The organism is uncultured Thiothrix sp. (assembly GCF_937876535.1).
GTDB lineage: Bacteria > Pseudomonadota > Gammaproteobacteria > Thiotrichales > Thiotrichaceae > Thiolinea.
The window spans coordinates 1-23,995 of record NZ_CALFHZ010000019.1 but is presented as its reverse complement, the minus strand read 5'-3'; the positions used below and the strand labels follow the sequence as shown (position 1 = coordinate 23,995).

Annotated in this window: 20 protein-coding genes and 1 pseudogene; 11 read left to right on the top strand and 10 right to left on the bottom strand. The window is 43.9% G+C overall.

Annotation, left to right across the window (positions count from 1 at the left end; genetic code table 11):
• Positions 1-58: 58 nt before the first annotated feature.
• The 6 genes from Q0230_RS10670 to Q0230_RS10645 all read left to right on the top strand — a co-directional run bounded on the left by Q0230_RS10670 (position 59) and on the right by Q0230_RS10645 (position 10,259).
• The gene (locus Q0230_RS10670; protein ID WP_298610004.1) at positions 59-991 is read left to right on the top strand and encodes an ABC transporter permease; all 933 of its coding nucleotides are present in this window, start codon (positions 59-61) and stop codon (positions 989-991) included.
• 10 nt (positions 992-1,001) lie between these two features.
• Complete coding sequence (locus Q0230_RS10665; RefSeq protein ID WP_298610003.1) at positions 1,002-1,898, top strand: ABC transporter permease; 897 nt, start codon at positions 1,002-1,004, stop codon at positions 1,896-1,898.
• An 11-nt stretch (positions 1,899-1,909) separates the two neighbouring features.
• The gene (locus Q0230_RS10660) at positions 1,910-3,997 is read left to right on the top strand and encodes an ABC transporter ATP-binding protein (RefSeq protein WP_298610002.1); all 2,088 of its coding nucleotides are present in this window, start codon (positions 1,910-1,912) and stop codon (positions 3,995-3,997) included.
• A gap of 298 nt (positions 3,998-4,295) precedes the next feature.
• Complete coding sequence (hppD, locus tag Q0230_RS10655) at positions 4,296-5,372, top strand: 4-hydroxyphenylpyruvate dioxygenase (protein ID WP_298610001.1); 1,077 nt, start codon at positions 4,296-4,298, stop codon at positions 5,370-5,372.
• A gap of 93 nt (positions 5,373-5,465) precedes the next feature.
• Positions 5,466-6,719 (top strand): sugar MFS transporter, encoded by a 1,254-nt coding sequence (locus tag Q0230_RS10650; protein WP_298610000.1) that lies wholly within the window; start codon positions 5,466-5,468, stop codon positions 6,717-6,719.
• Positions 6,720-6,740: 21 nt separating this feature from the next.
• A complete protein-coding gene (locus tag Q0230_RS10645; protein WP_298609998.1) occupies positions 6,741-10,259 on the top strand; it encodes a hypothetical protein in 3,519 nt (1,172 codons plus the stop codon).
• 39 nt (positions 10,260-10,298) lie between these two features.
• On the opposite strand, the gene Q0230_RS10640 is transcribed toward Q0230_RS10645, so the two are convergent.
• Together Q0230_RS10640 and Q0230_RS10635 are read right to left on the bottom strand one after the other, a co-directional pair.
• Positions 10,299-10,877: a YceI family protein gene (locus Q0230_RS10640; RefSeq protein ID WP_298609997.1), complete on the bottom strand. Its 579-nt coding sequence runs from the start codon at positions 10,875-10,877 to the stop codon at positions 10,299-10,301.
• 11 nt (positions 10,878-10,888) lie between these two features.
• On the bottom strand, positions 10,889-11,446 hold the full coding sequence (locus Q0230_RS10635) for a cytochrome b (protein ID WP_298609996.1): 558 nt from the start codon (positions 11,444-11,446) through the stop codon (positions 10,889-10,891).
• Positions 11,447-11,835: 389 nt separating this feature from the next.
• Here Q0230_RS10635 and Q0230_RS10630 point away from each other — a divergent pair, with 389 nt between their 5' ends.
• Both Q0230_RS10630 and Q0230_RS10625 read left to right on the top strand, forming a co-directional pair.
• Positions 11,836-13,017: a transcriptional regulator gene (locus Q0230_RS10630; RefSeq protein ID WP_298609995.1), complete on the top strand. Its 1,182-nt coding sequence runs from the start codon at positions 11,836-11,838 to the stop codon at positions 13,015-13,017.
• 103 nt (positions 13,018-13,120) lie between these two features.
• On the top strand, positions 13,121-13,738 hold the full coding sequence (locus Q0230_RS10625; protein ID WP_298609994.1) for a DUF302 domain-containing protein: 618 nt from the start codon (positions 13,121-13,123) through the stop codon (positions 13,736-13,738).
• A gap of 7 nt (positions 13,739-13,745) precedes the next feature.
• Here the strand turns inward: Q0230_RS10625 and Q0230_RS10620 are convergent, their stop codons facing one another.
• The gene (locus Q0230_RS10620) at positions 13,746-14,321 is read right to left on the bottom strand and encodes a Uma2 family endonuclease (protein WP_298609993.1); all 576 of its coding nucleotides are present in this window, start codon (positions 14,319-14,321) and stop codon (positions 13,746-13,748) included.
• A gap of 142 nt (positions 14,322-14,463) precedes the next feature.
• On the opposite strand from Q0230_RS10620, the gene Q0230_RS10615 reads away from it, so the two are divergent.
• Positions 14,464-15,471, top strand: a complete 1,008-nt coding sequence (locus tag Q0230_RS10615) for a hypothetical protein (RefSeq protein WP_298609992.1) — start codon at positions 14,464-14,466, stop codon at positions 15,469-15,471.
• Here Q0230_RS10615 and Q0230_RS10610 read toward each other — a convergent pair.
• Entirely contained in the window at positions 15,468-17,684 is a 2,217-nt protein-coding gene (locus Q0230_RS10610; protein WP_298609991.1) for a heavy metal translocating P-type ATPase, read from the bottom strand. The genes Q0230_RS10615 and Q0230_RS10610 overlap by 4 nt on opposite strands.
• Positions 17,684-17,881, bottom strand: coding sequence for a heavy-metal-associated domain-containing protein (locus Q0230_RS10605; protein WP_298609990.1), 198 nt, complete (start codon positions 17,879-17,881; stop codon positions 17,684-17,686). Before Q0230_RS10605 ends, Q0230_RS10610 begins: the two co-directional genes overlap by 1 nt.
• A gap of 186 nt (positions 17,882-18,067) precedes the next feature.
• Here Q0230_RS10605 and Q0230_RS10600 point away from each other — a divergent pair, with 186 nt between their 5' ends.
• Positions 18,068-19,552, top strand: coding sequence for a glycosyltransferase family 2 protein (locus Q0230_RS10600; RefSeq protein ID WP_298609989.1), 1,485 nt, complete (start codon positions 18,068-18,070; stop codon positions 19,550-19,552).
• 38 nt (positions 19,553-19,590) lie between these two features.
• On the top strand, positions 19,591-21,048 hold the full coding sequence (locus tag Q0230_RS10595) for a glycosyltransferase family 2 protein (protein WP_298609988.1): 1,458 nt from the start codon (positions 19,591-19,593) through the stop codon (positions 21,046-21,048).
• On the opposite strand, the gene Q0230_RS10590 is transcribed toward Q0230_RS10595, so the two are convergent.
• The 5 genes and pseudogenes from Q0230_RS10590 to Q0230_RS10570 form a co-directional block, all read right to left on the bottom strand.
• Positions 21,045-21,752 (bottom strand): GNAT family protein, encoded by a 708-nt coding sequence (locus Q0230_RS10590; RefSeq protein ID WP_298609987.1) that lies wholly within the window; start codon positions 21,750-21,752, stop codon positions 21,045-21,047. The genes Q0230_RS10595 and Q0230_RS10590 overlap by 4 nt on opposite strands.
• 12 nt (positions 21,753-21,764) lie before the next feature.
• Positions 21,765-22,859 (bottom strand): agmatine/peptidylarginine deiminase, encoded by a 1,095-nt coding sequence (locus Q0230_RS10585; RefSeq protein WP_298609986.1) that lies wholly within the window; start codon positions 22,857-22,859, stop codon positions 21,765-21,767.
• Position 22,860: 1 nt separating this feature from the next.
• On the bottom strand, positions 22,861-23,304 hold the full coding sequence (locus Q0230_RS10580; RefSeq protein WP_298609985.1) for a molybdenum cofactor biosynthesis protein MoaE: 444 nt from the start codon (positions 23,302-23,304) through the stop codon (positions 22,861-22,863).
• Between the two features lies 1 nt (position 23,305).
• On the bottom strand, positions 23,306-23,536 hold the full coding sequence (locus Q0230_RS10575) for a MoaD/ThiS family protein (protein ID WP_298609984.1): 231 nt from the start codon (positions 23,534-23,536) through the stop codon (positions 23,306-23,308).
• 45 nt (positions 23,537-23,581) lie between these two features.
• A pseudogene (locus Q0230_RS10570) lies at positions 23,582-23,917 on the bottom strand (ATP-binding cassette domain-containing protein); the annotation flags it as partial.
• Positions 23,918-23,995: the final 78 nt, after the last annotated feature.

Genomic DNA, 23,995 nt, shown 5'->3' with positions numbered 1-23,995 from the left:
GTCTAACTGCATGACCTAGCAGAGGGAGAGCAGCAGGCTGTAGAAGGAGTGTTAGCTTATGATCGTATTAGCTGCGAAACGGCTAGTAGCGATGCTGCTGATCATGTTAGTTGTGTCGTTTATTCTATTTTCCCTATTTGAAGCCGATAAAATGGCGGTAGCGGGTAAGGTGCTTGGGCCTTATTCATCCGTTGAGCAACGTGAAATTTGGTTAAGTCAAAACGGCTATAATGAACCCTTTTTCACCCGCTATACGCAGTGGATTGGAGGTGCCTTACATGGGAATTTTGGTGATTCGCTACAGTATAAAGTTCCGGTTTCTGAATTGCTAACGGATCGCCTTAAGAATACCGGCATTTTAGCTTTGGTGTTTTTTCTTATTATGATTCCACTATCACTCACACTGGGGGTTTTAGCGGGAATGAAAGAAGGCTCGTGGATGGATCGAGTCATTTCAGTTTTTTCTGTGTTAACTACCTCTATCCCTGAGTTTGTCACAGCTACCTTTTTAACCGGCTTATTTGTTTATACTTGGCATCTTCTACCCGGTACTTCCAGTATGACTGGTGGGTTTAGCTGGAAAGAGATGATCTTACCCGTTGCAGTCTTGGTAATTTATGACTTTGGCTATGTTACGCGGATGACTCGCGCTTCGATGGCGGAAGTGATGACCTCACAATATATCCGCACTGCTGTCCTCAAAGGCTTGCCGTATAAGCGCGTCATTATGCGCCATGCTTTACGCAATGCCTTGATTGCTCCTTTCACGGTTATTGTGCTGCAGTTGAATTGGCTGTTGTCTGGGTTAGTCGTGGTTGAAGTGTTCTTTGCGTATAAAGGATTCGGTTATTTGCTCGTGGATGCGGCTCTATTCGGGGATATTTATGTGATTGAGGCTTGCGTAATGGTTGCAGTCTTCGTGGCAGTCTTTTCGCAATTTATCTCCGATATTGGTTATACCTTATTGAATCCACGGATTCGCTTTAGCTAGGAGCCAAGCCATGACTGATAGTGTTAAATTCGACAATGAATTACCTGCCAAGCGTGAATCTCGGGTAAAGCGTTTTTTTAAAGTCTTAGCTTTAATGCGTGAATCCCCAGTCGGGATGATTGGCTTATTGATTATTTTATTCTGGGTAGTAATGGCTATCTTAGCGCCATTTTTACCCTTATATGATCCCAATGCGATTATGGCACCCTTCCAAAAAATTGGAGCGCATGCTCCCGATGGTGGGACATTTTGGTTGGGTACGGATCACAAAGGTCGCGATATTTTGTCGCGTATTATTTGGGGTGCACAAAAGGTTCTGGTGTGGGCAACTTTCGCCACCTTTGTGGCCTATGTCGTTGGCATGATGATGGGGGTGTTGGCAGGCTACAAAGGCGGCTGGGCAGATGAAATAGTCTCCTTCATTGCTAATATTTTCCTGTCTTTCCCTTTCATTATTCTCTGCATCATTATTGTCGCTACTTTGGGCGCGAGCGGTTGGACAGTGGTGGTGGCGGTAACCTTTGCCTCCGCGCCGCAGATTATGCGCATTGTGCGTGGTTTGGTGCTTGATTTGAAAACACGCGATTATATTTTTGCTGCGCAAACCCGTGGCGAAACCCCTTGGTACATTATGCTGGTTGAGCTGCTACCCAATGCGCGTGGCCCGTTAATCGTCGATGCCTGCTTGCGTTTAGGTTACACCGTGGTCGCCATCGCCACTTTAGGTTTCTTAGGTTTGGGTTTGCCGCCACCTGATCCAGATTGGGGTTTAATGCTCAAAGAGGCCGTACCTTTAGGCGCATTCGCAGGGCATACCATGTATTTACCCGCTGCCGCCTTAGCCTCATTAATTTTGGGCTTTAATTTGCTGGCGGATGGTTTACGCGAAATTTCACTACGGGATTAAGGAGTAAAAGCATGTCGAGTACTACAGCCATTACTCCAGTCTTGGAGTGTAAAAACGTCAATATTTCCTATTACACGCGCTCAGGCGAAGTGCCAGCGGTAATTGATTTTAATCTGACACTAATGCCTGGGGAGTCGATTGGTATTGTGGGGGAGTCAGGTTGCGGCAAGTCGACCGTAGCACTGGCGATTATGAATTACATGGGTAAGAACGGGCGCGTCAAAAGCGGGCAAATTCTGTTCAATGGCCGCGATTTGCAGAAGATGGGTGATGAGGAACTGCGCCGTATTCGTGGCTCACAAATCAGCATGGTTTACCAAGAGCCAATGGCGTCCTTGAATCCATCCATGAAGATTGGTGAGCAACTGATTGAAGTGCCGCTCTACCATGAGAATGTGAGCGAAGCGGAGGCTGCCCAACGCGCTAAGGATATGCTGGCAGCGGTGCGATTGCCTGATCCGCAGCGGATTATGGATTCTTATCCTCACCAGATTTCGGGCGGGCAACAGCAACGTGTTGTCATTGCGATGGCTTTATTATCCAAACCTGCCTTATTGCTCTTGGATGAACCAACCACGGCTTTAGATGTGACGGTCGAAGCGGGGATTGTGCAACTGATTAAGGACATTTCCAAGCAGTTCGGCACCTCGATGATTTATATCTCGCACAATCTCGGCTTGATTCTGGAGACTTGTGATCGCATTACGGTGATGTATTCAGGCGAAGCAGTTGAAACCGGTTCGGTGCAGACTGTGTTCAATGAAATGCGCCATCCGTATACACGTGGTTTGTTTGCCTCGATTCCTTTGCCCGGCAGCAATAAAAATTCGCGCCCCTTAGTGCCGATTCGTGGGCAATTACCGCTGCCGCAAAATCGTCCGCAAGGTTGTTATTTCGGCCCACGTTGTGACTTTTTCCAAGCAGGGCGCTGCGATAGTAAAACTGGTGTTCATATGCAGCTTGTACCGAATGAGGAAAGGCACGATGTGCGCTGCGTGCGTTTTGCGGAAATTGATTGGGCGAACCATCGTCCCGTGGGTTTGAGTGGCGAGCAGGCCGAAATCGGCAAAGTAGTACTAGAAGTAAATCACATGAAAAAGTATTACACCCTCAAAGATAGCTCGATGATGGCGCTGATCAAGGGCAAAAAAGTCCAATATGTGAAAGCCAACGAGGACATTAATCTGATTGCCCATGAGGCTGAAACGGTTGCCATTGTGGGCGAGTCAGGTTGCGGCAAATCGACTTTCGCTAAAGTCTTAATGGGCTTGGAGGAGGCTACATCGGGTGAAGTTAAACTGAATAGTGTCGATATTAGTCAATTGCCAGTCGAGCAACGCAAAGCGCAAATGGTGTCTTTGTTGCAAATGGTGTTCCAAAATCCCTTCGATACTTTAAACCCTAGCCACACAGTTGGTTCACAAATTGCGCGCGTGATTAAGAAGTTTGGCATTGAGCAAGACCCCGATAAAATCAATCAGCGCGTGATGGAATTACTCGATTTAGTGAAATTGCCGCGTGATTTTGCCCGCCGTCGGCCGCGTCAATTATCCGGTGGACAAAAGCAACGGATTGGTATTGCGCGTGCCTTCGCAGGCCGCCCTGCCTTGGTAGTTGCGGATGAACCGGTATCGGCACTTGATGTTTCGGTGCAAGCAGCGGTAACTGGTTTATTGACTGATATTCAGCGCAATTTAAAAACCACTTTGCTGTTTATTAGCCATGATTTGTCCGTAGTGCGCTATGTATCGGATCGCATTGTGGTGATGTACCTTGGGCGCATTATGGAGCAGGGCACGACCGATGAAATTTTCAACCCGCCGTATCACCCTTATACCGAAGCTTTGCTATCTGCGATTCCGATTGCTGATACTTCAGTGAAAAAACGCCATATTGTCTTGGAAGGTGAATTGCCTTCGCCGGTAAATCCGCCTTCTGGTTGTCCGTTCCAAACCCGTTGTCCACGTAAAGTCGGAGCGCTTTGTGAAACCCAAATGCCACCTTTGCAGCAAACTGAAACAGGACACGCGATTCTTTGCCATATTCCACTGAGTGAGTTGAGCAAGGTTGAGCAGGTGATTCAGGTGGATGCGGCTTGAGAGTGATCTCATATAAAAACACCAGCAGGCTTGCGTTTAGCCTGCTTGGGTTTGGCGGTTAGGTGTTCCGTTTCTTAGGGCGATGCGGCAAGCAAACCTATACTTTTCGCAGTTTTTCTCATTTTGTTATATAACTACTACAGCTTTCTATTACACGAAATTTTTCAAACCTAATGAATCACTTGATCATGGGGCAACATCTCGCACGCAGTATTCGCGGGCGTCCGGTGAGTCCTCCTTTCGCAACATAAGTTCTCGCTGAGTTGTCACGAAATCTTGTACTTGTGGAGTTTTGATCATGTCTGATTTATTTGAAAATCCTATGGGTTTAATGGGCTTTGAGTTTGTTGAATTCGCCTCACCCACTCCGAATGTGCTAGAGCCCTTATTTGAAAAAATGGGCTTTAGTCTGGTTGCCAAGCATCGCTCCAAAGATGTATTGCTGTATCGTCAAGGCGATATTAATTTCATCATTAATCGCGAACCGAAAAGCTTAGCCACGTATTTTGCTGCTGAACATGGCCCCAGTGCTTGCGGTTTAGCTTTCCGTGTCAAAGATGCACACAAAGCTTATAAGCGTGCTCTGGAATTGGGCGCACAACCGATTGAAATCCCGACCGGGCCAATGGAATTACGCCTACCAGCCATTAAAGGTATTGGTGGCGCGCCCTTATATTTAATCGACCGCTTTGAAGAAGGTAAGTCGATTTACGATATTGATTTTGAGTGGGTCGAGGGTGTGGAACGTCATCCGCAAGGTTATGGCTTTAAAGTGGTTGATCACCTTACCCACAATGTCTATCGCGGGCGCATGGCGTTTTGGGGCGCATATTATGAGAAATTATTCAACTTCCGTGATATTCGCTATTTCGATATTAAGGGCGAATATACTGGCCTGACGTCGCGCGCCATGACTGCGCCGGATGGCTTAATTCGCATTCCGTTAAATGAAGAAGCAGGGCGTGGCGGCACAGGGCAAATTGAAGAGTTCCTGATGCAATTCAATGGCGAAGGTATTCAGCATATTGCGCTGCTGTCGGATGATTTATTGGCGAGTGTGGATCTATTGCGCCAAGCCGGTGTGCCGCTGATGAATGCGCCGAATGATGTCTACTATGAAATGCTCGAAGAGCGTTTGCCGAATCATGGCGAGCCGGTGGATGAATTAAAAATGCGCGGTATTTTGTTGGATGGTTCGACCACCGACGGGCAGCCGCGTTTGTTGCTACAAATTTTTTCTCAGACTTTATTGGGGCCGGTATTCTTTGAATTTATTCAACGTAAACAAGACCAAGGCTTCGGCGAGGGTAATTTCAAAGCACTATTTGAATCACTAGAGCGTGATCAGATTCGACGCGGTACTTTGCAAGCCTAAGGCTTCAGCCTAAACTGCGTGTTTCTCAGTATTGAATAATCGGTATCTAGTCTACTAGCTGCCGATTTTTGTTTTTATAAGGATTAATAAAACATGCGCACCACGGATTTTATTCGCTCAACCCCAGCTTTGGGTTGGGTGATTCTCTATGCTTCTTTAGCAATCGGTATTTTTGGTAATTTACTCGGGATTCTAACACCCCGTGTCCAAGCGCATTTTGCTTTGGATTATCCACAAATGAGCTTTCTGATGAGCTTGATTACGGTGGGTTCCTTATTTGGCGCAATTTTAGGGGGCGATATTGCCAAGCGCTTTGACCAGCGGATTTTGCTGCTGATTTATACCAGTATCATGCTGATCTTAGTCCTCACGTTGGTCAATACCCAAAGTTATTGGCTGTTTGTGTTGGCGTATACGGGTATGGGGGTGCTGGATGCCGCATTGTTTACCATCGCGCATAGTTTATTGGCGAGAATGAGTCAGAATGAAGAACATCGCACCCGTATGCTAAGCCTTGCAGATGTAGGCTTTAGCTTTGGCGCCTTATTTGCGCCGGTCTGGGTGAGCCTGATCTTAAATTGGAAATCTGAGTGGCAGCAGCCGTATTTATTGTTCACGGGCTTTATGGTTATTTTACTAGTTGCATTTAGCCCTAAGCGTTTCTATCCCGCTACTTCAGAGTCTCATGCTGTTGATTCAACTGCAAATACTCAACACAGTAATCAATTAGGCGTTTATTTAAAAATCCTGCGTCAGCCGATTATTTTATTGGTGTTAGCTGCCTATATCTTTTTAGGCTTTGTGGAATGGGGGCAATCATTTTGGCTGACGAGTTATGTCACCAAAGGCTTAAATCTGAGTGAGACTAGTGCAAATACTAGTATTTTCTTTTTAATGCTAGGCATGCTTATAGGACGGGTTTGGCATGCGTTTTTAGCCAGCCGCTGGAGTGCACAGCAAAAACTGCAAGGCTTAGCGATCCTCTGTTTATTCGGCGTAATCACACAAAATAGTTTAGGGCTAAACGGTTGGGTGAATACAGCGATTTATCTATTCTGGGGTTGTAGCTTTCTAGTCGGTTTAGGGATGTCAGTGGCTTTTCCGATTTTATTGGGACAAATGATTGAGCTATTTCCTGAGCAGGCTTCACGCTTATCTGCGTTATCAGTGATCTGTATTTCTATAGGTTCAAGCATTGCTGCTTTATTAGTCGGCTATTTAGCCGAATGGATGGGTATGCGTTTAGCATTCACTGTTTTTATTCTGGCTGCGTTGGCTTATGTGATTTTTGTAACAGCGCTACTTAAACAACGGAAACGTGAAGCTGTCATTGCAGTCCTAAGTTAACACGTGTGCTAATACTTGGTTATGCAAGATTATGTCGATGAAGCTCCTAAGCCCAAATACAGCAATAATTTACCGCGTGCCAAATTATTTTTGCGTGCGCGCTTGGGCTGGCTATGGGGTTATCCACTTTCTAAGCAAGATCAGCAGGTTTTAAGCTGGCAAATCCTCTATGTACCTGGCCCTTGGGATCAAGAAGTCCGGCAACTACAAACTGAGGACTTAGCCCAAGCTGCATATAGCTATCAGCGGCTTGTGCATGCTTTTCCACGTGCGTTGCCGCAGCTAGTTGGTTCAGTTGAGCTTTGGGAAAAGCGCGTGAGCTTAAAGCTGCAAGCGGTGCGTGCCTTATTAGAAAATAAAGTGGTGCAACCGTGGCAAGCTTTATTATTAGCCGAGCAAGGTACGGCGCGTTTAGTGCGCCAAGTCAACCAGTTGAAACAGCAGTGCCCAACCCTAGTGCCTTTACTGGATGCCTTAGTTTGGTGCTTATCGCTCAACCCTAAGCTCTTAGAGCAAGCCGTAGATTGGCTGGAGCACGAGCAACTAGCCCTCAGTCAAATCTTAGAAAATTTCCCAGATGGCATTAAAATTTGTCTTTTGCTGTTTACCCTCAGCCAAGAGTTAAACACTAGTCGTACGAGTCATTTAGTTAGTCTTTTGGCGAATCCAGTTTGGCAGGCCGAAGGTGCATTTGCCTATAAGCGGTTTTTCGCTAGTCAGCGTCATTATTTTGAAGGCTTCCCTCTCCAAGCGGCTGCTTTCAAATTAGAGCTGCCTGCTTTGCCAGCAGTCTCAGAGGCTGCGGAAACTTGGCAAGTTTGGCTAGAGGATTTGATGCGTTTGTCGACTAAAGAGTGTAGACGTTTAATTGATCTTGTGACCAGTCTGCTCACTCCTACAGTTTTAGCGGCTTGGCAGGATTGGCATAAAGACAGCCAGTTATTTCTAGCTGAGTTTAAAGGCTTAGCGAGTGAGTATTACAAATTCTATCAGGCTACTTACCCTGCTAAACAACGGAAAGCTTTAGAAAAGCAGTTTAGTCAGGCAGCACGTGAGTCATGGATAGGCTTCAAACAACAAGAAATGCCTTTGGTGCATAAGCTCAAACCTTGGTTAGACGATTTGCAGGCGTTTGGCCAAGTACCAGAGCTGACTAAAGCTTTAAGTAATTTAGAGTCTCAGTTACAGCGTTTATCTGAAACCAGCCCTTGGCGACAACCACAAACCGTTTTAAAAGTTTTCCAACATTGGCAACTTAGCTATGAAGAGTCTGATGCACGCCGTTTTAAACGCTTGGTGCGAGCATGGTTGAGTTATTTAAAAGGCTCTAGCAGTGCTGAAGCTTTAGAAGCACGTTTAAAGCCTTGGTCTAAGCTGCTTGCTTATTATACTCAACAGCAACAGCAGGCTGTATATCTGCTAGAAGCAGCGCTTGGGTATAAGGAGATGACGGGGCGTGAAGCTGATTTCTTTACCAAGCTTGGGCTGGTTTGTGAATCTGCGCCAGAGCAGATAGACGATGGTTTTCGATTTTATTATTTCTATGAAATCATTCCCGTGCATTGGCCTTGTGTAGATTATTTCCGCCAGACTTTAGCGCTCAAGGAGCGCTTTGATGAGCCGCGCTTAGTGGTCGCCTTTGATGCTTTCTTAGCAGCTGATCCTTCAGCAGAACACTTTAAGCGCCTATTCACGTGGTGGCAAAGCTTAGAAGCTGAAACCAGTTATTCCGAGTCTTTGCAAGTCATTGAGGTATTGGCCTATTTGTATCGGGCTGGCTATCAGGAGATTTACTACTATGTGAGCTTAAATAAGCTTTGGTCTTGCGTGCTTAAAATGGCTGAGCTACTTCCTTTATTGCAAGCTGAGATGCAAGTATTACCCAGCTTTTTAGAAGTACCTGAAGACTTACTGACTTATCCAACAAGCCTGCATGGTTCTTTAGAATTATTGGGTCGCTATCATCCAAAGTCAGTGCAGGTGGCTGAGCGAATTTTAGAAAGTGTCAAAGCTAATTCTGCCAAAGTAGAGCAGCAACGAGCTTATGTGCAGACGAAACTTGCTGAGTGTACCGATGAGCGCTTAGCGGGTTTTCTAAAGCAGCGTTTAGTTAATTTAGAGCAGCGTCTTCAGCAGGATGAGCCAATCACGTTATCCGAGCAGCGTTTAGATCGTTTCAGAGAAAAGCTCTTGCATGCTACCCTCCATGAATTTTTTAGAGCTTGGGAAGCAAATTGCTTACAAGCATTGCAAGCACAATTACATAAGGCCTTTGGTTTAGAACAGATTCCACCTGAATGGTTGGCTGATACGAATAAGTTAAATTCGCTCTTAGCCTTAGCGAGTTTAGAACCAGCTGTGCGGCGAGTGGTTGGGTGGTTATGTCAAGCACAACAGCAAAATGCTTACCCCTTAGTGACTGCACCAGCCAATCAGGTTTGGCTGAGCAGAATGCAAAAGCGGGGTGTAAATACGCAAATTTGGGTAGAAGGCTTCAAGCTAAAGACAGAGTTGAAGCTTGAAAATAAGACCCAAACTATCTACATGCGCTTTGCCAAAGATATTTTTGAAGTCTTTCGCATGGGGGATCACTTTCAGACCTGTTTAAGCCGCGGTGGAGTGAATTTCTTTTCAGTAGTCGCTAATGCAGCAGATATTAATAAGCGCGTATTGTATTTTTTTGATGAGCAGCAACAAGTGATCGGACGTTGTTTATTAGCGATTTCGGATCAAGGGGAATTAGTCAGATTTTATCTTTATAGCCATTTACCCCATAAAGCATTAGAGCCTTGTCTGCAGTTATCTGTGAGCGAATTAGTCCAGCGAATGAATATTCAGCTAGGGGCTGGCGGCACTATTAGTAAGCTGGTGTCAACTGCTTGGTATGATGATGGAATTGAAAGCTTAAATTTTGAGGTAGAGCAGGCAGTATTTACTCAACTAAGTGTTCAGCTAACCCAACTCAAGGCAGATTCTATTTTCACCGCTGTCGTACAAGCATTTGCACCAGATGCTTTAAACGAATTAGGCATTTTAAGTGTTTTACGTTGGTCGGTTTTAGATAAATATTTTGATTTAAAGCTCGGTTTGGCCTTGGGCTGTTTGCAAAACAATTTGCTTAGTGAGGCAGGCTTACGCGAAGTTGTGCACTTATTATTGTTTCCTCAAGCAACTGAGATAAGCCTTGCAGAAAAAATGGTGGCTATTTGGCCGCTCGCTGAGCCTTGGCTTTGGAGAAGGCTGCGCGAAGATATACTCAATACCGCGGCTTTCAATCGGTTGGAAATGGATTTACTGATTCAACAACAACCTTGGCAAGCTTTACGGTTATTCCATTTTTCAAAACGGCGTATTGAGCGGCGGATGGGTAATTTTTTCAGAATGAAATTGGATTATTATCAGGCCAAAACTCTAATCGCAGTTAAACGTTTAGCTTTAGCGCAGAAAATAATTGAGCAGTTGACCGAGGAGAAATACTACGAAGAGGATTTGCTGCAATTGCGGAAGGCTTATGCAGCTAGCTCCAACAGAATGACTTAGGATGCAGTCTCACCCTAAGTCATGAATAAACTTAAGCGTTTATTTTTTTACGCCTTCTAAAGACAGAATCAATTCAACTTCTTTAGAAGCAGGCCCTAAATCATAGCTAATGCCATAATCAGCTAAAGCGAATTTAGCAGTACCTTCAAAACCACGGCGGAAACCACCCCAGGGGTCTTTGCCTGCACCGATTTCGTGTACTTTGACTTCTAAGGGTTTAGTCACGCCTTTTAGGGTCAAATCGCCGGTTAAAGTACCAGTACCATCACCATTTGGTTTGTAAGCAGTGCTGACAAATTTAGCTTCTGGGAATTTCTCCACTTCAAAGAAATCTTTGCTACGAATATGTTTGTCACGCTCAGCATGGTTGCTATCCACACTAGTGGTTTTGACCGTTACTTCGACTTTAGCTGTTTCTGGTTTAGCTTCGTCATAACTAAACGTGCCTGAAAAATCATTAAAGCGGCCGTATAACCAGCTATAACCCAAATGCTGGATACGGAAATTAATGGAGGCATGCATATTCTCGCTGTCGATGGTGTAGTCATCGGCTTGCGCAATAGCGGCACTACCTAATAAACCTAAAGCTAATACTGAGCTGGCTAATAAACGTTTCATGAATAGTTATCCTAAGCTTGTGATGAACGACCTAACATACGAGTTAGGGTGTTATCTTTCCAATAAACATGGTGAAAAATGGCTGCTAGTGCATGTACAGCAACTAACAACATAAATAAGGTGGCAGCAATCTCATGGACCTCACCAGCAATTTCGCCGCGCTGCTCATTGCTTGCTAAGAGGGCAGGCAATTCAAACAGGCCAAATACCTCAATACCTTTGCCTTTGGCAGTAGAAATTAAATAACCGCTAATCAGAAGGACGACCAATAAGCCATATAAAGCGAGATGACCTAATTTGGCTAAACGGTGAGTGAATTCAGGGGCACCTTGAATAGTGGCAGGTTTGGGGTTGCTGAAATTCCACACGAGGCGAAATAACAGCGCAAAGCCTAAAGCTATGCCAATGCTTTTATGCCAAAACGGTAAAGTATGATAAAGCGGGTCGTAATAAGTGAGTTCGACCATATAATCGCCCACAAAATACATACCTATTAGTAAGAGTGCCATTACCCAATGCAGGGTGATAGAAACCCAGCCATAGGCGTGTGTGGTGTTCCGTATTTGCATCGCAATTCCTTGAGTGCGGTTGTTCTAATCTTGAGCGCTACTCTAGGTTATTATTCATTGTTACGGAAGTTGCGTTAAATTTAATTATTTTTAACTTATAGTTAAGAAAAAAAGGTTTTAAACCAATAAAACGCATGAAGTTTTCATTTTGATCGAAAATATAAATTTTTTTAATCCTAGAAAAAACTTAACCCTTTTTTAACAAAAAACTTTGTTGTACGATGTGCGTGTTAGGAGGAGAGGCTCCCGTTTATTCGGGCACAAACCCCGTCAGCATGGCTCGACGGGGGACGTGCCGTATATCATAATTCCAGCCAGCATAGCGAAATTTATCCTATTAAATCATCTTAAGGGATCTTGTCTAGCCAATCCTTCAGAAGGAGCTTGGAATGATACCGGTCAGAGCCAGTGACTATTTAATGCAACGGCGACGGGTGACGGAAACACAGTGGTCGCGCTTCATTACTGGCAGTGCAAAGGTGCGTGAACAGCTAGTACGCCCTGAAATTTATGCTTCTTGGCAGCGTTGTGCTGCTCACCTTCATCCCCGTCTGCACACTCAAGCTCCCTTAGATGAAAGTTATCTAGTTCAACAACGCTGGCAAGAATCACCTCTACGGGCTGCTGCCCAACGTGAGCGCGAGCAAATCATGCAATTAGCTCATGAAGGCTCATTAGTGGCGGCTTTAGCGGATGTCCAAGGTCATTTACTCTGGACTTTTGCAAGCCCCCATATGCAGGCACGTGCGGAAGCGGTGAATTTCGCAGCAGGGGGGCATTGGCGGGAGGACACTGCGGGTACTAATGCAATTGGCTTAAGTTTGAAATTAGGCAAGGCTACTACCGTATTTTCTTCAGAGCATTATTTACCTTTTGTACACGACTGGGTTGGCTATGCCGCGCCGATTGTGCATCCGCAAACGGCACAAGTTGTGGGTATTTTGAATATTTCTAGTACTTGGAATCATCACACCCCTTTAGGGCAAGCTGCGGTTTGTGAATTAGCGCGAGCGATTGCAGAGCATTTACCAATTTGGCAGCCTCGCGCTGAGTTAGAATTACATGCACTTGGCATACCACAAGTAATTTTCCGTGGGCAAGTACAACGTCTCTCCCAGCGGCAATTAGAGATTCTCTGTTTGCTCGCATTGAATCCACAGGGTTTGACCCTGGATTCCTTCCATGCTGCTTTATATGGTGATATGCCAATTACCATTTCCACACTTAAAGCTGAGCTTTCGCATTTACGACGCCTATTGGATGGTCAAATCGGCTCGCGTCCTTATCGCTTACTCATGCCACTTTGGGCGGACTTTATTGATGTCTGGGAACGTTTACGTTCAGGGCGCGTGACTGAAGCAGTGGAGTTATATCGGGGGCCTTTTTTGCCGCATTCAACTTCACCCGAATTAGAAGAGTGGCGCTATTGTGTGGATGCTGTCATGACCCGTGCGGTGGATGCTTGTGGAGATTTTTCGGTGCTCCTAGAAAAAATGCGTTTAGGCTCAAGTGGCAGTGTCTTAGTGCGCGATCGTCTAGCAGAGTTATTGTTGGATTCAGTTTCTTCTTGAATACTAGGTAAGCTTATTACTTTTAGCGGATTGTTTTGGGTGAATAGCTCGTTTATATAGAGCTAAGCTTCAGGATGGTTTAGCAGCGCTAATGGGAGGAAACATGAATTTTATCCGCAATATGCTTGCCTTGATTGGTGTACTTGCTGTGCTTGGGGCTGCCGTTGCTTATTTCAAATACGGCAATCTGTTCATGCAAATAAGCTCGATGGCTGCTGAGCAGGAAGCTTTAGCGCAACTTGATCCAAAAGCTAAAGAAATCTATTTAAAAATGTGGAAGAAGCTTAAAGAAACAGGTAATTCAGCTGAAGCCACGATTGTAAAATATCCCTTAGCTGACGGTGTGAGTCCTGCCGATGCCGAGCAAAGCATGAAAATGGTAGCGAATGAGCACAATATTAAAGCCGTTGGTGAGTTGCCTTTATCAGAGCAGGTCAAATTAGAAACCGGACAAGATCAACGCTTCCTAAAAATCTTTCAATTCTGTAATCCACAAACTGCTATGCGTATGGTTGATTACAGTGATGCCTATTCAGCTTACCTACCTTGCCGAATCGCAATGGTGCAAGACAAACAAGGCAAATACTATCTGTACTCACTGGATATGGATATTATGCTTCATGGTGGGAAAACCTTACCACCAGAGCTATTTGTAGAGGCTAAAAAGGTACAAGCAATTATTACCGATATTATGCAGCGCGGTGCAGCAGGCGATTTCTAAATTTAGGCTAAACCTCATTCGGCTCATCAATAATAAACTCATACAGATCGTTAACGTTTAAGCTAGCTTTGACTGAGTTCAGTGCAAAGCTAGCGCCAGCCATAAAATATTCCACTTCCCAGTTTTGCTCGCGTCGATAGATTTCTACAATGGGAGAATCTTGTGAGCACAGCAGGTATTCTTGCAGAGAAGGTAACAGGCGGTAAGCTGCAAATTTTTCAGAGCGATCAATCCGTGCAGTCTGTGCAGATAAAATTTCCACCACTAAGCAGGGTGATGTATTGTAATAATTATTCAGCTCCCGCTCGCAGGTGACATGCACATCAGGGTAGTAAAAATAATCTTCGTGCAGCGTTTGAATCCGTACTTTCATATCCTGACTCACCCGACAGCGTGAACCACGTAGCTGCATAAAGAGCAAACCTGCTAAATTCATTGCTAACCTATCGTGATTGCGACTAGCCTCGGTTTTGGTATATACATAACCGTTCACAAATTCTTGTTTAGTGGTTTCTAGGCGTTCATTTTCATTCACTAAATAAGTTTCTGCGCTGATCACAGGCGGTGGTTTACAAGCAGACATGGATGAATTTCCTTAACTAAGGGATTTAAGAGTAACTGCTCTAGGGATCACTGCCAAGCCTTTCATCGGAGTAATAGAGGCTATTGTGATGCTATTCACAGTACACTGTGGGTTCTAGCAAAATTTGCCTTTGAGGGATTTTATGGGTGGCCAAGCAATAAAAAATACACCAGTACGTCGCTATCAATTGGCTGAATACGAGCAGCTAAAAGCTGAAGTTCTTACGCAACTACAAGCTGATTTTCCTGAATGTAGAATGGCAGCAATACCCGCTTATCGAAGCAAAACTTCCTTTGGTGATTTGGATATTTTGTTTGAAACGCCTAGCTTAGCAATTGACCTTAAAGCTTATCTGCAAGAGCGGTTTCAATCTCCTGAAATTGTGCGTAATAGCCATGTTTTTTCCTTTGCCTATCGAGAGTTTCAGGTTGACCTGATTGGCTCTTCTAGTGAGGATTTTGAGATTTCCTTGCATTATTTTTCTTGGAATGACTTAGGCAATATTATTGGGCGTTTGTATCACAAAATGGGCTTTAAATATGGGCATGATGGCCTACATTTCTTATTTAAAGCCGATAACTATCAATTTGGCGAGATTTGTCTGTCTAAGGAAATCCACCCAATTTTAGCCTTTGCAGACTTGGATGCGGAGCGCTTTTTGGCAGGTTTCGACACCTTAGAAGATATTTTCCGCTATGCCGCTTCTTCGAGTTTCTTTAATAAAGATATTTACTTATTTGAAAATCGGAATCATGCCTCCCGGATTCGGGATCGCAAGCGCCCAACTTATAATGCTTTACTGCAATGGCTAGAAACCCAAGCTAATTTACCTGCCTATCCTTGGGCTAGTGTCAAAGAACAGGGCGGTCGACAAACACAAACTATTTTCCTTGAACGTGCGTTTGAGTTTTTCCCAGAGTTTCAAACCAGCTATTTGAAAATGCAGCAGGCGTTTGAGGTTTGGCAAACTGTGCGCGAGAAGTTTAATGGTCGCTTAGTCCAAACTTGGACTGGTTTAGAAAATCAAGCCTTAGGCCAGTTAATGCAACAGCTAAAAGCGCAAGGGTCTAATGAGTTTGGCGATTTTCAGCAGTGGATTTATACCCAGCCCCATGCTGAGATTGAGCGTTGGGTTAAGGCACAGGTTTAAACTTTAAGCCGTGCCAAGCGATTCGCATTCAAGACAACCGTCACTGAGGAGAGGGCCATCGCAGCCCCAGCCAGCATGGGATCAAGCAAGACTCCAAAAGCCGGATAGAGGATGCCCGCTGCAATCGGAATTCCGACAACATTGTAGGCAAAGGCAAAAAATAGATTTTGCCAAATCGTGTTAGTGCTTGCTTTAGAGATGCGAATCGCGCGTTCAATGCCGTTTAAGGAGCTACCGATTAAGGTCACATCGGCGGCGGCAATCGCTACATCCGTGCCTGCACCAATTGCAAAGCCCACATCGGCTTGTGCTAGTGCGGGGGCATCATTAATACCATCACCCACCATTGCGACTATTTTACCTTGTTGCTGTAACTGACTAATCACGGCTAATTTATCAGCGGGTAGGACTTCAGCATGTACGTGTGTAATACCTAACTGTGATGCTAACTGTTCAGCGACTTCGCGCCGATCCCCAGTCAGCATCACTAGCTCCAAACCTTGGTTCTGTAAGCGGTGGATACTGCTTAAAGCATCGGTTTTGAGCGCATCCGCAATCGCAAATAGAGCGATAATCTCAGTTTGAGTGGCTAAAAATACTGGGGTTTGCCCCGCTGTATCCAGTGTTTTTAAGCGCTCCTGCCAAGCTGCTAAGTTTAAGTTTTGCTGCTGCATTAGACGGGTATTGCCAATGAAATAGATTTGCTCAGCAAGGCTAGCTTGGACACCATGCCCCGTAATGCTCTGAAAACCTTTCAGTTTTAAATCTTTTAGGTTAGCTGCTTTAGCAGCAGTGCGTAAGGCTTGGCCTAAGGGATGCTCAGAGCCTTTTTCTAAAGAAGCAGCGAGCTGTAAAACAGTGTCAGCTTCATAAGCTTCAGCAGGATAAATGGCATTTAGAATAGGTTTACCTTCAGTTAAAGTGCCGGTTTTATCCAATACAATCGTATCGAGCTTAGCCGCTTGTTGGAGGGCATCGCCATTACGAATCAAAATGCCGTTTTGAGCTGCTTTCCCAATGCCAGCAATAATCGCAATCGGTGTTGCCAAGCCCAAAGCGCAGGGGCAAGCAATGACTAACACAGTCATCGAGGTAACTAGTGCATAGCTTAAAGTGGGTTCTGGCCCAAGCCAGAGCCATAATAGAAAAGTAATCAGGGCTATCGAGACGACTATAGGCACAAAAACAGAGGCGACTTGATCCGCTAAACGCGCAATAGCCGGTTTAGAGCTTTGGGCTTGGCGAATCATTTCAATGATTTTGGCGAGCACCGTGTCGGCACCAATATGACTAACTTTTATTACAAAGCTGCCATCCCCATTCTGCGTTCCGCCTGTGACCAGCGAGCCTTTATTTTTAGCAACAGGCAAAGCTTCACCCGTAAGCATGGCTTCATTCACATGGGAGTTACCCTCGATAATTGTACCGTCTAAGGGAATAGTTTCACCGCTACGCACACGCAAGGTTTCTGCTAAACCGACTTCTTCTAAGGGAAGATCCAGCTCTTCCCCATGGCGTATCACGTGCGCCATTGGTGGTTGCAAATTCATTAGATGCTTAATGGCTGCTGTCGTGCGTCCACGGGCGCGCATCTCTAAGGCATGGCCTAAATTAACTAAAGCAATGACCACTAAAGCGGCTTCAAAATAAGCATGTTGGGCAAGGCTTGGAAAAGCATTAGGGAATAACACCACGAGCATCGAATACAACCAAGCGGTTCCAGTTCCTAGTGCAATCAGGGTATCCATATTGCTGGCGTAGTGTTTGAGTTGCTGCCAAGCTCCACGAAAGAAATGACCACCTGAATAGATTAACACACCTAAGGTAATCAAGCCCATGACCAACCAAAACCAGCGCCCCAAGCCATGCATATGTGGTAAAGCATGTAAGAGCATATCACCAACCATAAGGAAGCTACCGGGAATAGCGGCCACCCAAACGCGCTGCCAAAGCTTGCGATAATAAACTGCTTCAGCGGCTTCCTTGTCTACTTCAGCTTGTCGACCTTGCATCAGTGCCGCGTCATAACCGGCCTGCTTAACAGCTGTCACCAAAGCTTCAGGTTGAGCACTACCAGTTACTAAAGCAGTGCGTTCGGCAAGATTCACATTCGCCGCTTCGACACCATCGACTTGTTTTAAGGCCGCTTCGACTGAACTCACACAACCAGCACACATCATGCCAGCAATGGAAAGGCGCACAGGTTTAGTCATTATTCAACCAATTCGGTCGGGTAGCCTGCTTCGGTCAGCGTTTCAATAATCAGCTCTGCATCAACCTCGCCTTGTACTTCAGCCGTTTTAGTTGCTAAATCTACCGATACTTGCTCAACCCCCTCTAGGGCTGCTATCTTGTGTTGCACCGCTGAGCTACAACCCCCACACTTCATATTTTCTACTGTAAATTTCATTTCAAATCTCTCCAAAAGAACCACCTAAACCTTAACAAATCACCACTGGACTAAGCCAAAGACCTTGCAAACTCTAGCATTCTGCAAGCGGCTTACCTAGGTTTAAAAGCAAAATGGGTATAGCTCCATCGAAACCTAAGCCTAAACACGTTATCCTAATTGGACTTGTTTTTAAGGACGCAGTGCATGACTCAAGCATTCAAAATCAAACTAGCCGCGATTGCCAAGGATGAAGGCTTTTATCTGCCTTTATGGGTGTATCACCATTTGCGTTTTGGTTTTGATGTATTAGATATTCGCATAAACGATACCACTGATAATTCTTGGCAGATTTTAGAAAAACTTAAGGCTATCTATGGTGAGCGTCTGCGCTTTAGCTTAGCTGATGAAGAAATGGCAGAGTGCCAAGCAACAGGTGTTCACTTTCAAACCTATATTTATAATAAAATTTATCAGGAAACTTTAACTGAAGATTTTACCCATCTAATGTTTCTAGATATTGATGAATATTGGTGTTCAGTCAATTTTTCAGAAACAATTAAAGATTTTTTGGCCAAAGTCAGTGATTTCGATGTTTGTATGTTTCAATGGTTAATGGAGCTACCCAATCCTGAAAAAAAACTAAATGACTTTTCTTTTAAGCTGATCATGAAAGGGCAGCATAGTAATCATGTAAAAAGCTTGGTTAATTTGAGTGCTCCCGTTAAAGAAGTAAGAATTCATAATTTCCTTCTTGAAAAAGGGAAGTATATTTTACCTGATCAAACTGAAATAGACTTTGAAAAAAATAATCAGAACAATGCTATTGTGCCAGGTTTTTTGTTTGAACCATCCCGATTAAAACTAAGTGGTTATTTTATCTTTCATTTTGTCTTTCGCTCTCAAGATGAATATATATCAAGTTTACTGCGTGGTAATAAGCAAAGTGGCGGTAGTTTTTTTCTAAAAAGGAATCGACACGGTTTTATTCCTTCCTTTGCAAGAAGGTATATTCTTCGTTGGAGTATTTTAGAAGATAATTTGCTTGATTATAGAAAAAAATATATTCAAGTTGTTAAGGTAGTTAACGATGAGCTTAATGAGGCGGGTTTATCTGTTTTAGAGAGAAAGAAAGTTGTCTTAGATTATCTAGAGAGCGATATATTTCTTCAGCAAGTTAATGAAAATAAAATGCGCGGGATAGATCAGTCTATTTATGGGGTGAAAAAAATAAATAATCCTCTTAAAGCTAAAGTTTATGATATTGACTTTGATAAACAGACAGGTTATTGCAGGTTTAGCTGTGAAATAGATAGCCAAAAAATTGACTATAGCTTAGTTATTACACAAAGCTTTGCGAAGGAAAAAGTGCCTGCTAAATTTCATTTGCTCAGCACAGAACAACAGCCAGACTCTATTATTAAAAGGTTTAGCGCTGAGATTGCTATTGGTGATTTGACCTATATAGTTTATAGTGGCATTCCTCCTTTTTGTTTAGCCGCCCAGATAAATGGACAGCTGTTTTTATTAGAAATGTATCAATTTCGTGAGTTAGGCAATCTAATTTACCCGGAAGTTATGCAACTTCGTAAACTTATGTTTAAAAGCGCTGCAGAAAATTCTTTAACTACTTTTAAATCGTGGCTATTCATTAAAAAAGCAAATTTTCTGGAGAGGGTTTTAAAAAATTAACTTGGATCATGACGAAGATTTAAAAAGAGCTATTAAGAATGAAGCCAGTGTTTAAAGTAAAACTAGCAGCTATTGCTAAAGATGAGGGCTTTTATCTACCTTTATGGGTTTACCATCATTTTTATTTTGGCTTTGATGTGCTCGATATTCGAGTCAATGATACTACTGATAATTCTTGGCAGGTTCTAGAAAAGCTAAAGTCTATTTATGGTGAGCGTTTACGCTTTAGCTTAGCTGATAAAGAGATGGCAGAATGCCGAGCTAAGGATGTGAACTTCCAAGTGCATGTTTATACTCAAATTCATCAAGAAACTTTGGCTGAGGATTTTACTCATTTAATGTTTTTGGATATTGATGAGTATTGGTGTGCTGCAAATTTTTCTGAAACAATCAAAGATTTTTTAGCTAAAAAACATGATTTTAATGTTTGTATGTTCCAATGGCTCATGGAGGTGCCTAACCATGCGAGGAAGATAGAGGATTATGTTTTTCAAGAAACTTTACAGGGACAAAAAGCCGATCATGTAAAAAGCTTGTTAAATATAAAAACTCCTGTACGAGCGGCACGTATACATAATTTCATTATCAAAAAGGGAAAATATATCCTTCCTGACTCGCAAGTCATTGAGTTTCCAGAGGCTGATTCGGCTCGTGGGGTCTTGTCAGCAGAGGTTTTTGCGGCTAAACGTTTGGTTTTAGATAATTATTTTATCTATCACCAAGTGTTCCGCTCTCAGGAGGAGTATATATCGGGCTTGTTACGGGGAAATAAGCAAAATGGTGATGATTCACTATTAAAGACCAATCGTTTTGGTTTTATAAGTGGTTATTTGGATGAGTTTAATATTAACTGGCAGCTTCCAGTGCAGGCTTTAGCCTTGTACCAACAAGGGTATGAAAAAATTACTCAAGCTTTATCCTTCGAGTTATTAGCGGCAAAGTCTTTAGTCTTAAAAAGAAAGGATACAGTATTAAATTATTTAGAAAGTGACATTTTCCTACAGGAACTTCATAAACATAGAATGCTTGGCTTATCACCAGACATTTATCTACCCAAACCAGTAAAGTATCCTATCAGAGCCAAAGTTAAGGCTGTGAGTTTTAATGAAACTGATAATTGTTGCAGTGTTATTTGCAATATTATTAGTGAAGCCATTAATCTTGATTATGAGTTGGCTATTACACAAAGTTTTAATAAAGACTTGATTGAGGCAAGGTTTAATTTACTTGAAATCAAGCAAAAACCAGATCGCATTGTAAAGCGATTTCAGATTGAAATTGATATGGCTCATTTATCTCATGTAATCTACAGTAAATGGCCTCCTTTCTGTTTAGCAGCAAAAATTAATAACGAACTAGTTTTGTTAGAAAGAGCAGCGTTTCGTGAGTTGGGTGACATTGTTGCACCAAAGGCCAGAAAACTACGTAAGCTAGCATTAGGGCAACAAAACCAATCAAAGCCAAGTTTTTGGCACAGATTATTCAGAAAAATTTAACCTGCTACCAACTTGTTAATTTGGCGTCCATTAGTATCAAAGTTACTAGGCTCTAACCAAGCGTCAAACTTTTGTTTTAGTGCTGGCCATTCACTATCTAAAATCGAATACCAAGCAGTATCACGATTACGGTGTTTATATACAGTTGCTTGACGGAAAATACCTTCGAATTGAAAACCTAAGCGCTCAGCAGCTTGGCGAGAAGGCTTATTTAAGGCATCACATTTCCATTCATAGCGCCGATAGCCTAAATCTTCAAAGGCATAGTGCATCATCAAATACATAGTTTCAGTGGCAGCCCGCGTTTTTTGTAAGGCAGGTGAGAAATTAATATGCCCAACTTCAATTACGCCATTGGCAGGATCAATCCGTAAATAGCTCGCCATACCGAGTGCTTTACCTTCAGCATTTAGGATGCTATAGAAAACAGGATCTTTACTGCTGGTATTTTTTTCTAACCACGCGCTAAAGCTTGTAAAATCAGTGAAGGGGCCATAGGGTAGGTAAGTCCAAATACGGTGTTCTTGATCGGCAGTAAAGGCGGCAAATAAATCTTGAGCATGTTGCAAACTCAAAGGTTCAAGTCGGCAATATTGCCCCGTTAAGATAGGAAAGCTGGGTACAGGTTTAGCTTGCCAAGCCACAGGAAAGCCAATGGCTTGGCCAAGTTCGTTATAGTGTTGTGCGTCGTTATTAGGCTGCATGAGTCGCTCGCTTTATAAGCTAGGTTGTTGACGGGTAACAGAGTGAATACTAGCACCACCGGAGGCTAAAGCATCGATATTCAATAATTCGATTTTGTGTTCGGGATAAGCTGTTTGTAAGGCGCGCCGCGCCGCATTATCAGTCAGTACATCGCCAAATTCCTGCATTAAAACAGCTTTGTTGCACACATAAAAACCTAAATAGCTTGAGGCAAAATTAGAACTAATGAACTCAACGCGCGCACCTTTAGGTTTATTTAACACGATCACTTCTAAACGTTTGCCGTTGGCATCGGTGGCTTGGTTGAGGATGTCTTGGTGACGCAAAGTAAGAGCGTGTTCTTGAAAGTCTGGGTTGGGTTCATGGCTTACTAAAACCTTTCCCACCTGTACAAACCGAGCGTAATAATCGGTGCGGCGCTCAGCTAAATTGCCAGTCGGATTGCCCGGCAGCCAAATCACTTTTTGTATGCCCATTAAGCGCTGTAAACGCGCTTCCAGTTGGGCTTTGGCTAGATCACTATTTCGCCCCTGATAGTACACACTGCTTTCGGTTAAAATAGCAGTTCCGGCTCCATCTACTTCAAGATTGCTGCCATCTAATTCGAAATCGGCCTCTAAAAGCTCAGCTTGTAGCTGTTGAGCCATAAACTTAGCGAGTTGGCTGTCATGCTTATAGGCTTCAGGTTGATCCCAACCTTTGAAATGGGCGTCGATCGCCTGCAATTGACCGGCTGCATTTATTAATAAACTAGGTGAACTGTCACGTATCCAAAGGTTATCAAGAGGGTGTGGTACATAAGTGACAGAGTTGCCGTAAAACTCTTGAATCCGCTCTTGCTCATTTGGGCGGATTAATAAGGATACTGGCTCATATTTCGCGATGGTTTGCGCAATCAGCACTAAATTATTTCGGATCGGAGGTACAAATTCTTTTGGCCAAAAGCGTGGCTGTACCCCATGAGCCATCCACGTGGAATGATGTTTAGCGTATTCAGCCGGTAAGGTAAAACGATTAGGCTCAGCTGCAAGAGCTGATAAATACGGCCAAGTTAAACCGTAAGCGAGACTGGTTTGGAGAAATTGGCGGCGATTGAGGGTTGTCACTTTAGCCTACAGTATTTTTTTCGACCCAGCGTCGACGGCCATCATTTAATGTCTCTTGTTTCCAAAATGGGGCTTGGTGTTTGAGGTCTTCCATAATTTGCCGACAGGCTGCAAAGCTTGCACGCCGATGCGCCGACCACACAGCCACGAGCACGATTGGCTCAGCCGGAATCAGCTCACCGACCCGATGGGTTAGCAGCACATGATCTAGACTCCAATCTGTACAAGCCTTCGCTACTAATTGCTGCAAATGCTTTTGTGTCATGGCGGGATAATGCTCCAAGCGCATGGCTTGTACTGGGTCACCTTCGTTAAAGTCCCGCATCGTGCCGACAAATACCGCATTCGCACCACTGTGCTTGGCATTAAAGCTGGGTTGTTGTTGAAAAGCTTGAATCGCTTGCCAAGGATCGAAAGCATTATCAGTGACTTTAATTTCAATCATCTTAGCCACCCGTGACAGGCGGGAAAAAAGCAAGCTCATCCCCATCGGCGAGTAAGGTATCTGCCTCACAATAGGCTTGATTACGCGCTACTAAAACATTCGTAGGAAATTCAGTGTGCGTAGTTTGTTGCCAGAGCTGTCGTGCGGTTAAGCCTTCCTGCCAGGGACTTTGCACTTGGCTTAACCCAACTTGTTCTTTTAGGCTCGCAAAAAATAAAATTTTGATACTCATAGTGCCTCCGTGATTAATATGACTATAACCGATTCTGTAGAGGCTTTAGAGTTTTATCTGCTGATTAGTGACTGCTTGAAACCAGTCTGGATCGTGGCTGGCGACCATAAGCATTAAGCCTTGTTGTTTGAGGTTTTCCAGCATTTCTAAGGTTAATAGACGTGCACTGTGATCCATATTGGCGGTGGGTTCATCTAATAATAAAGCGCTGGGTTTACGCAATAAGGCACGTGCTATTGCTAGACGCTGTGCTTCGCCACCGGAAAGTTGTTTGGCCTTATTTTTAAGTAATGAGTCTAATCCAGCCCAAGTGGCTACCGCCTCAATCTGCTGAGTTTGCTCAAGACGAGATAAGCCACGTGCTAAAGCAAAGGCTAAATTATCCCAAACACTGCCTTCAAATAATTGACATCCTCCCCGCCCTAAAGGGCGAGGATTCCTCCGGCGAGACGCTCATGT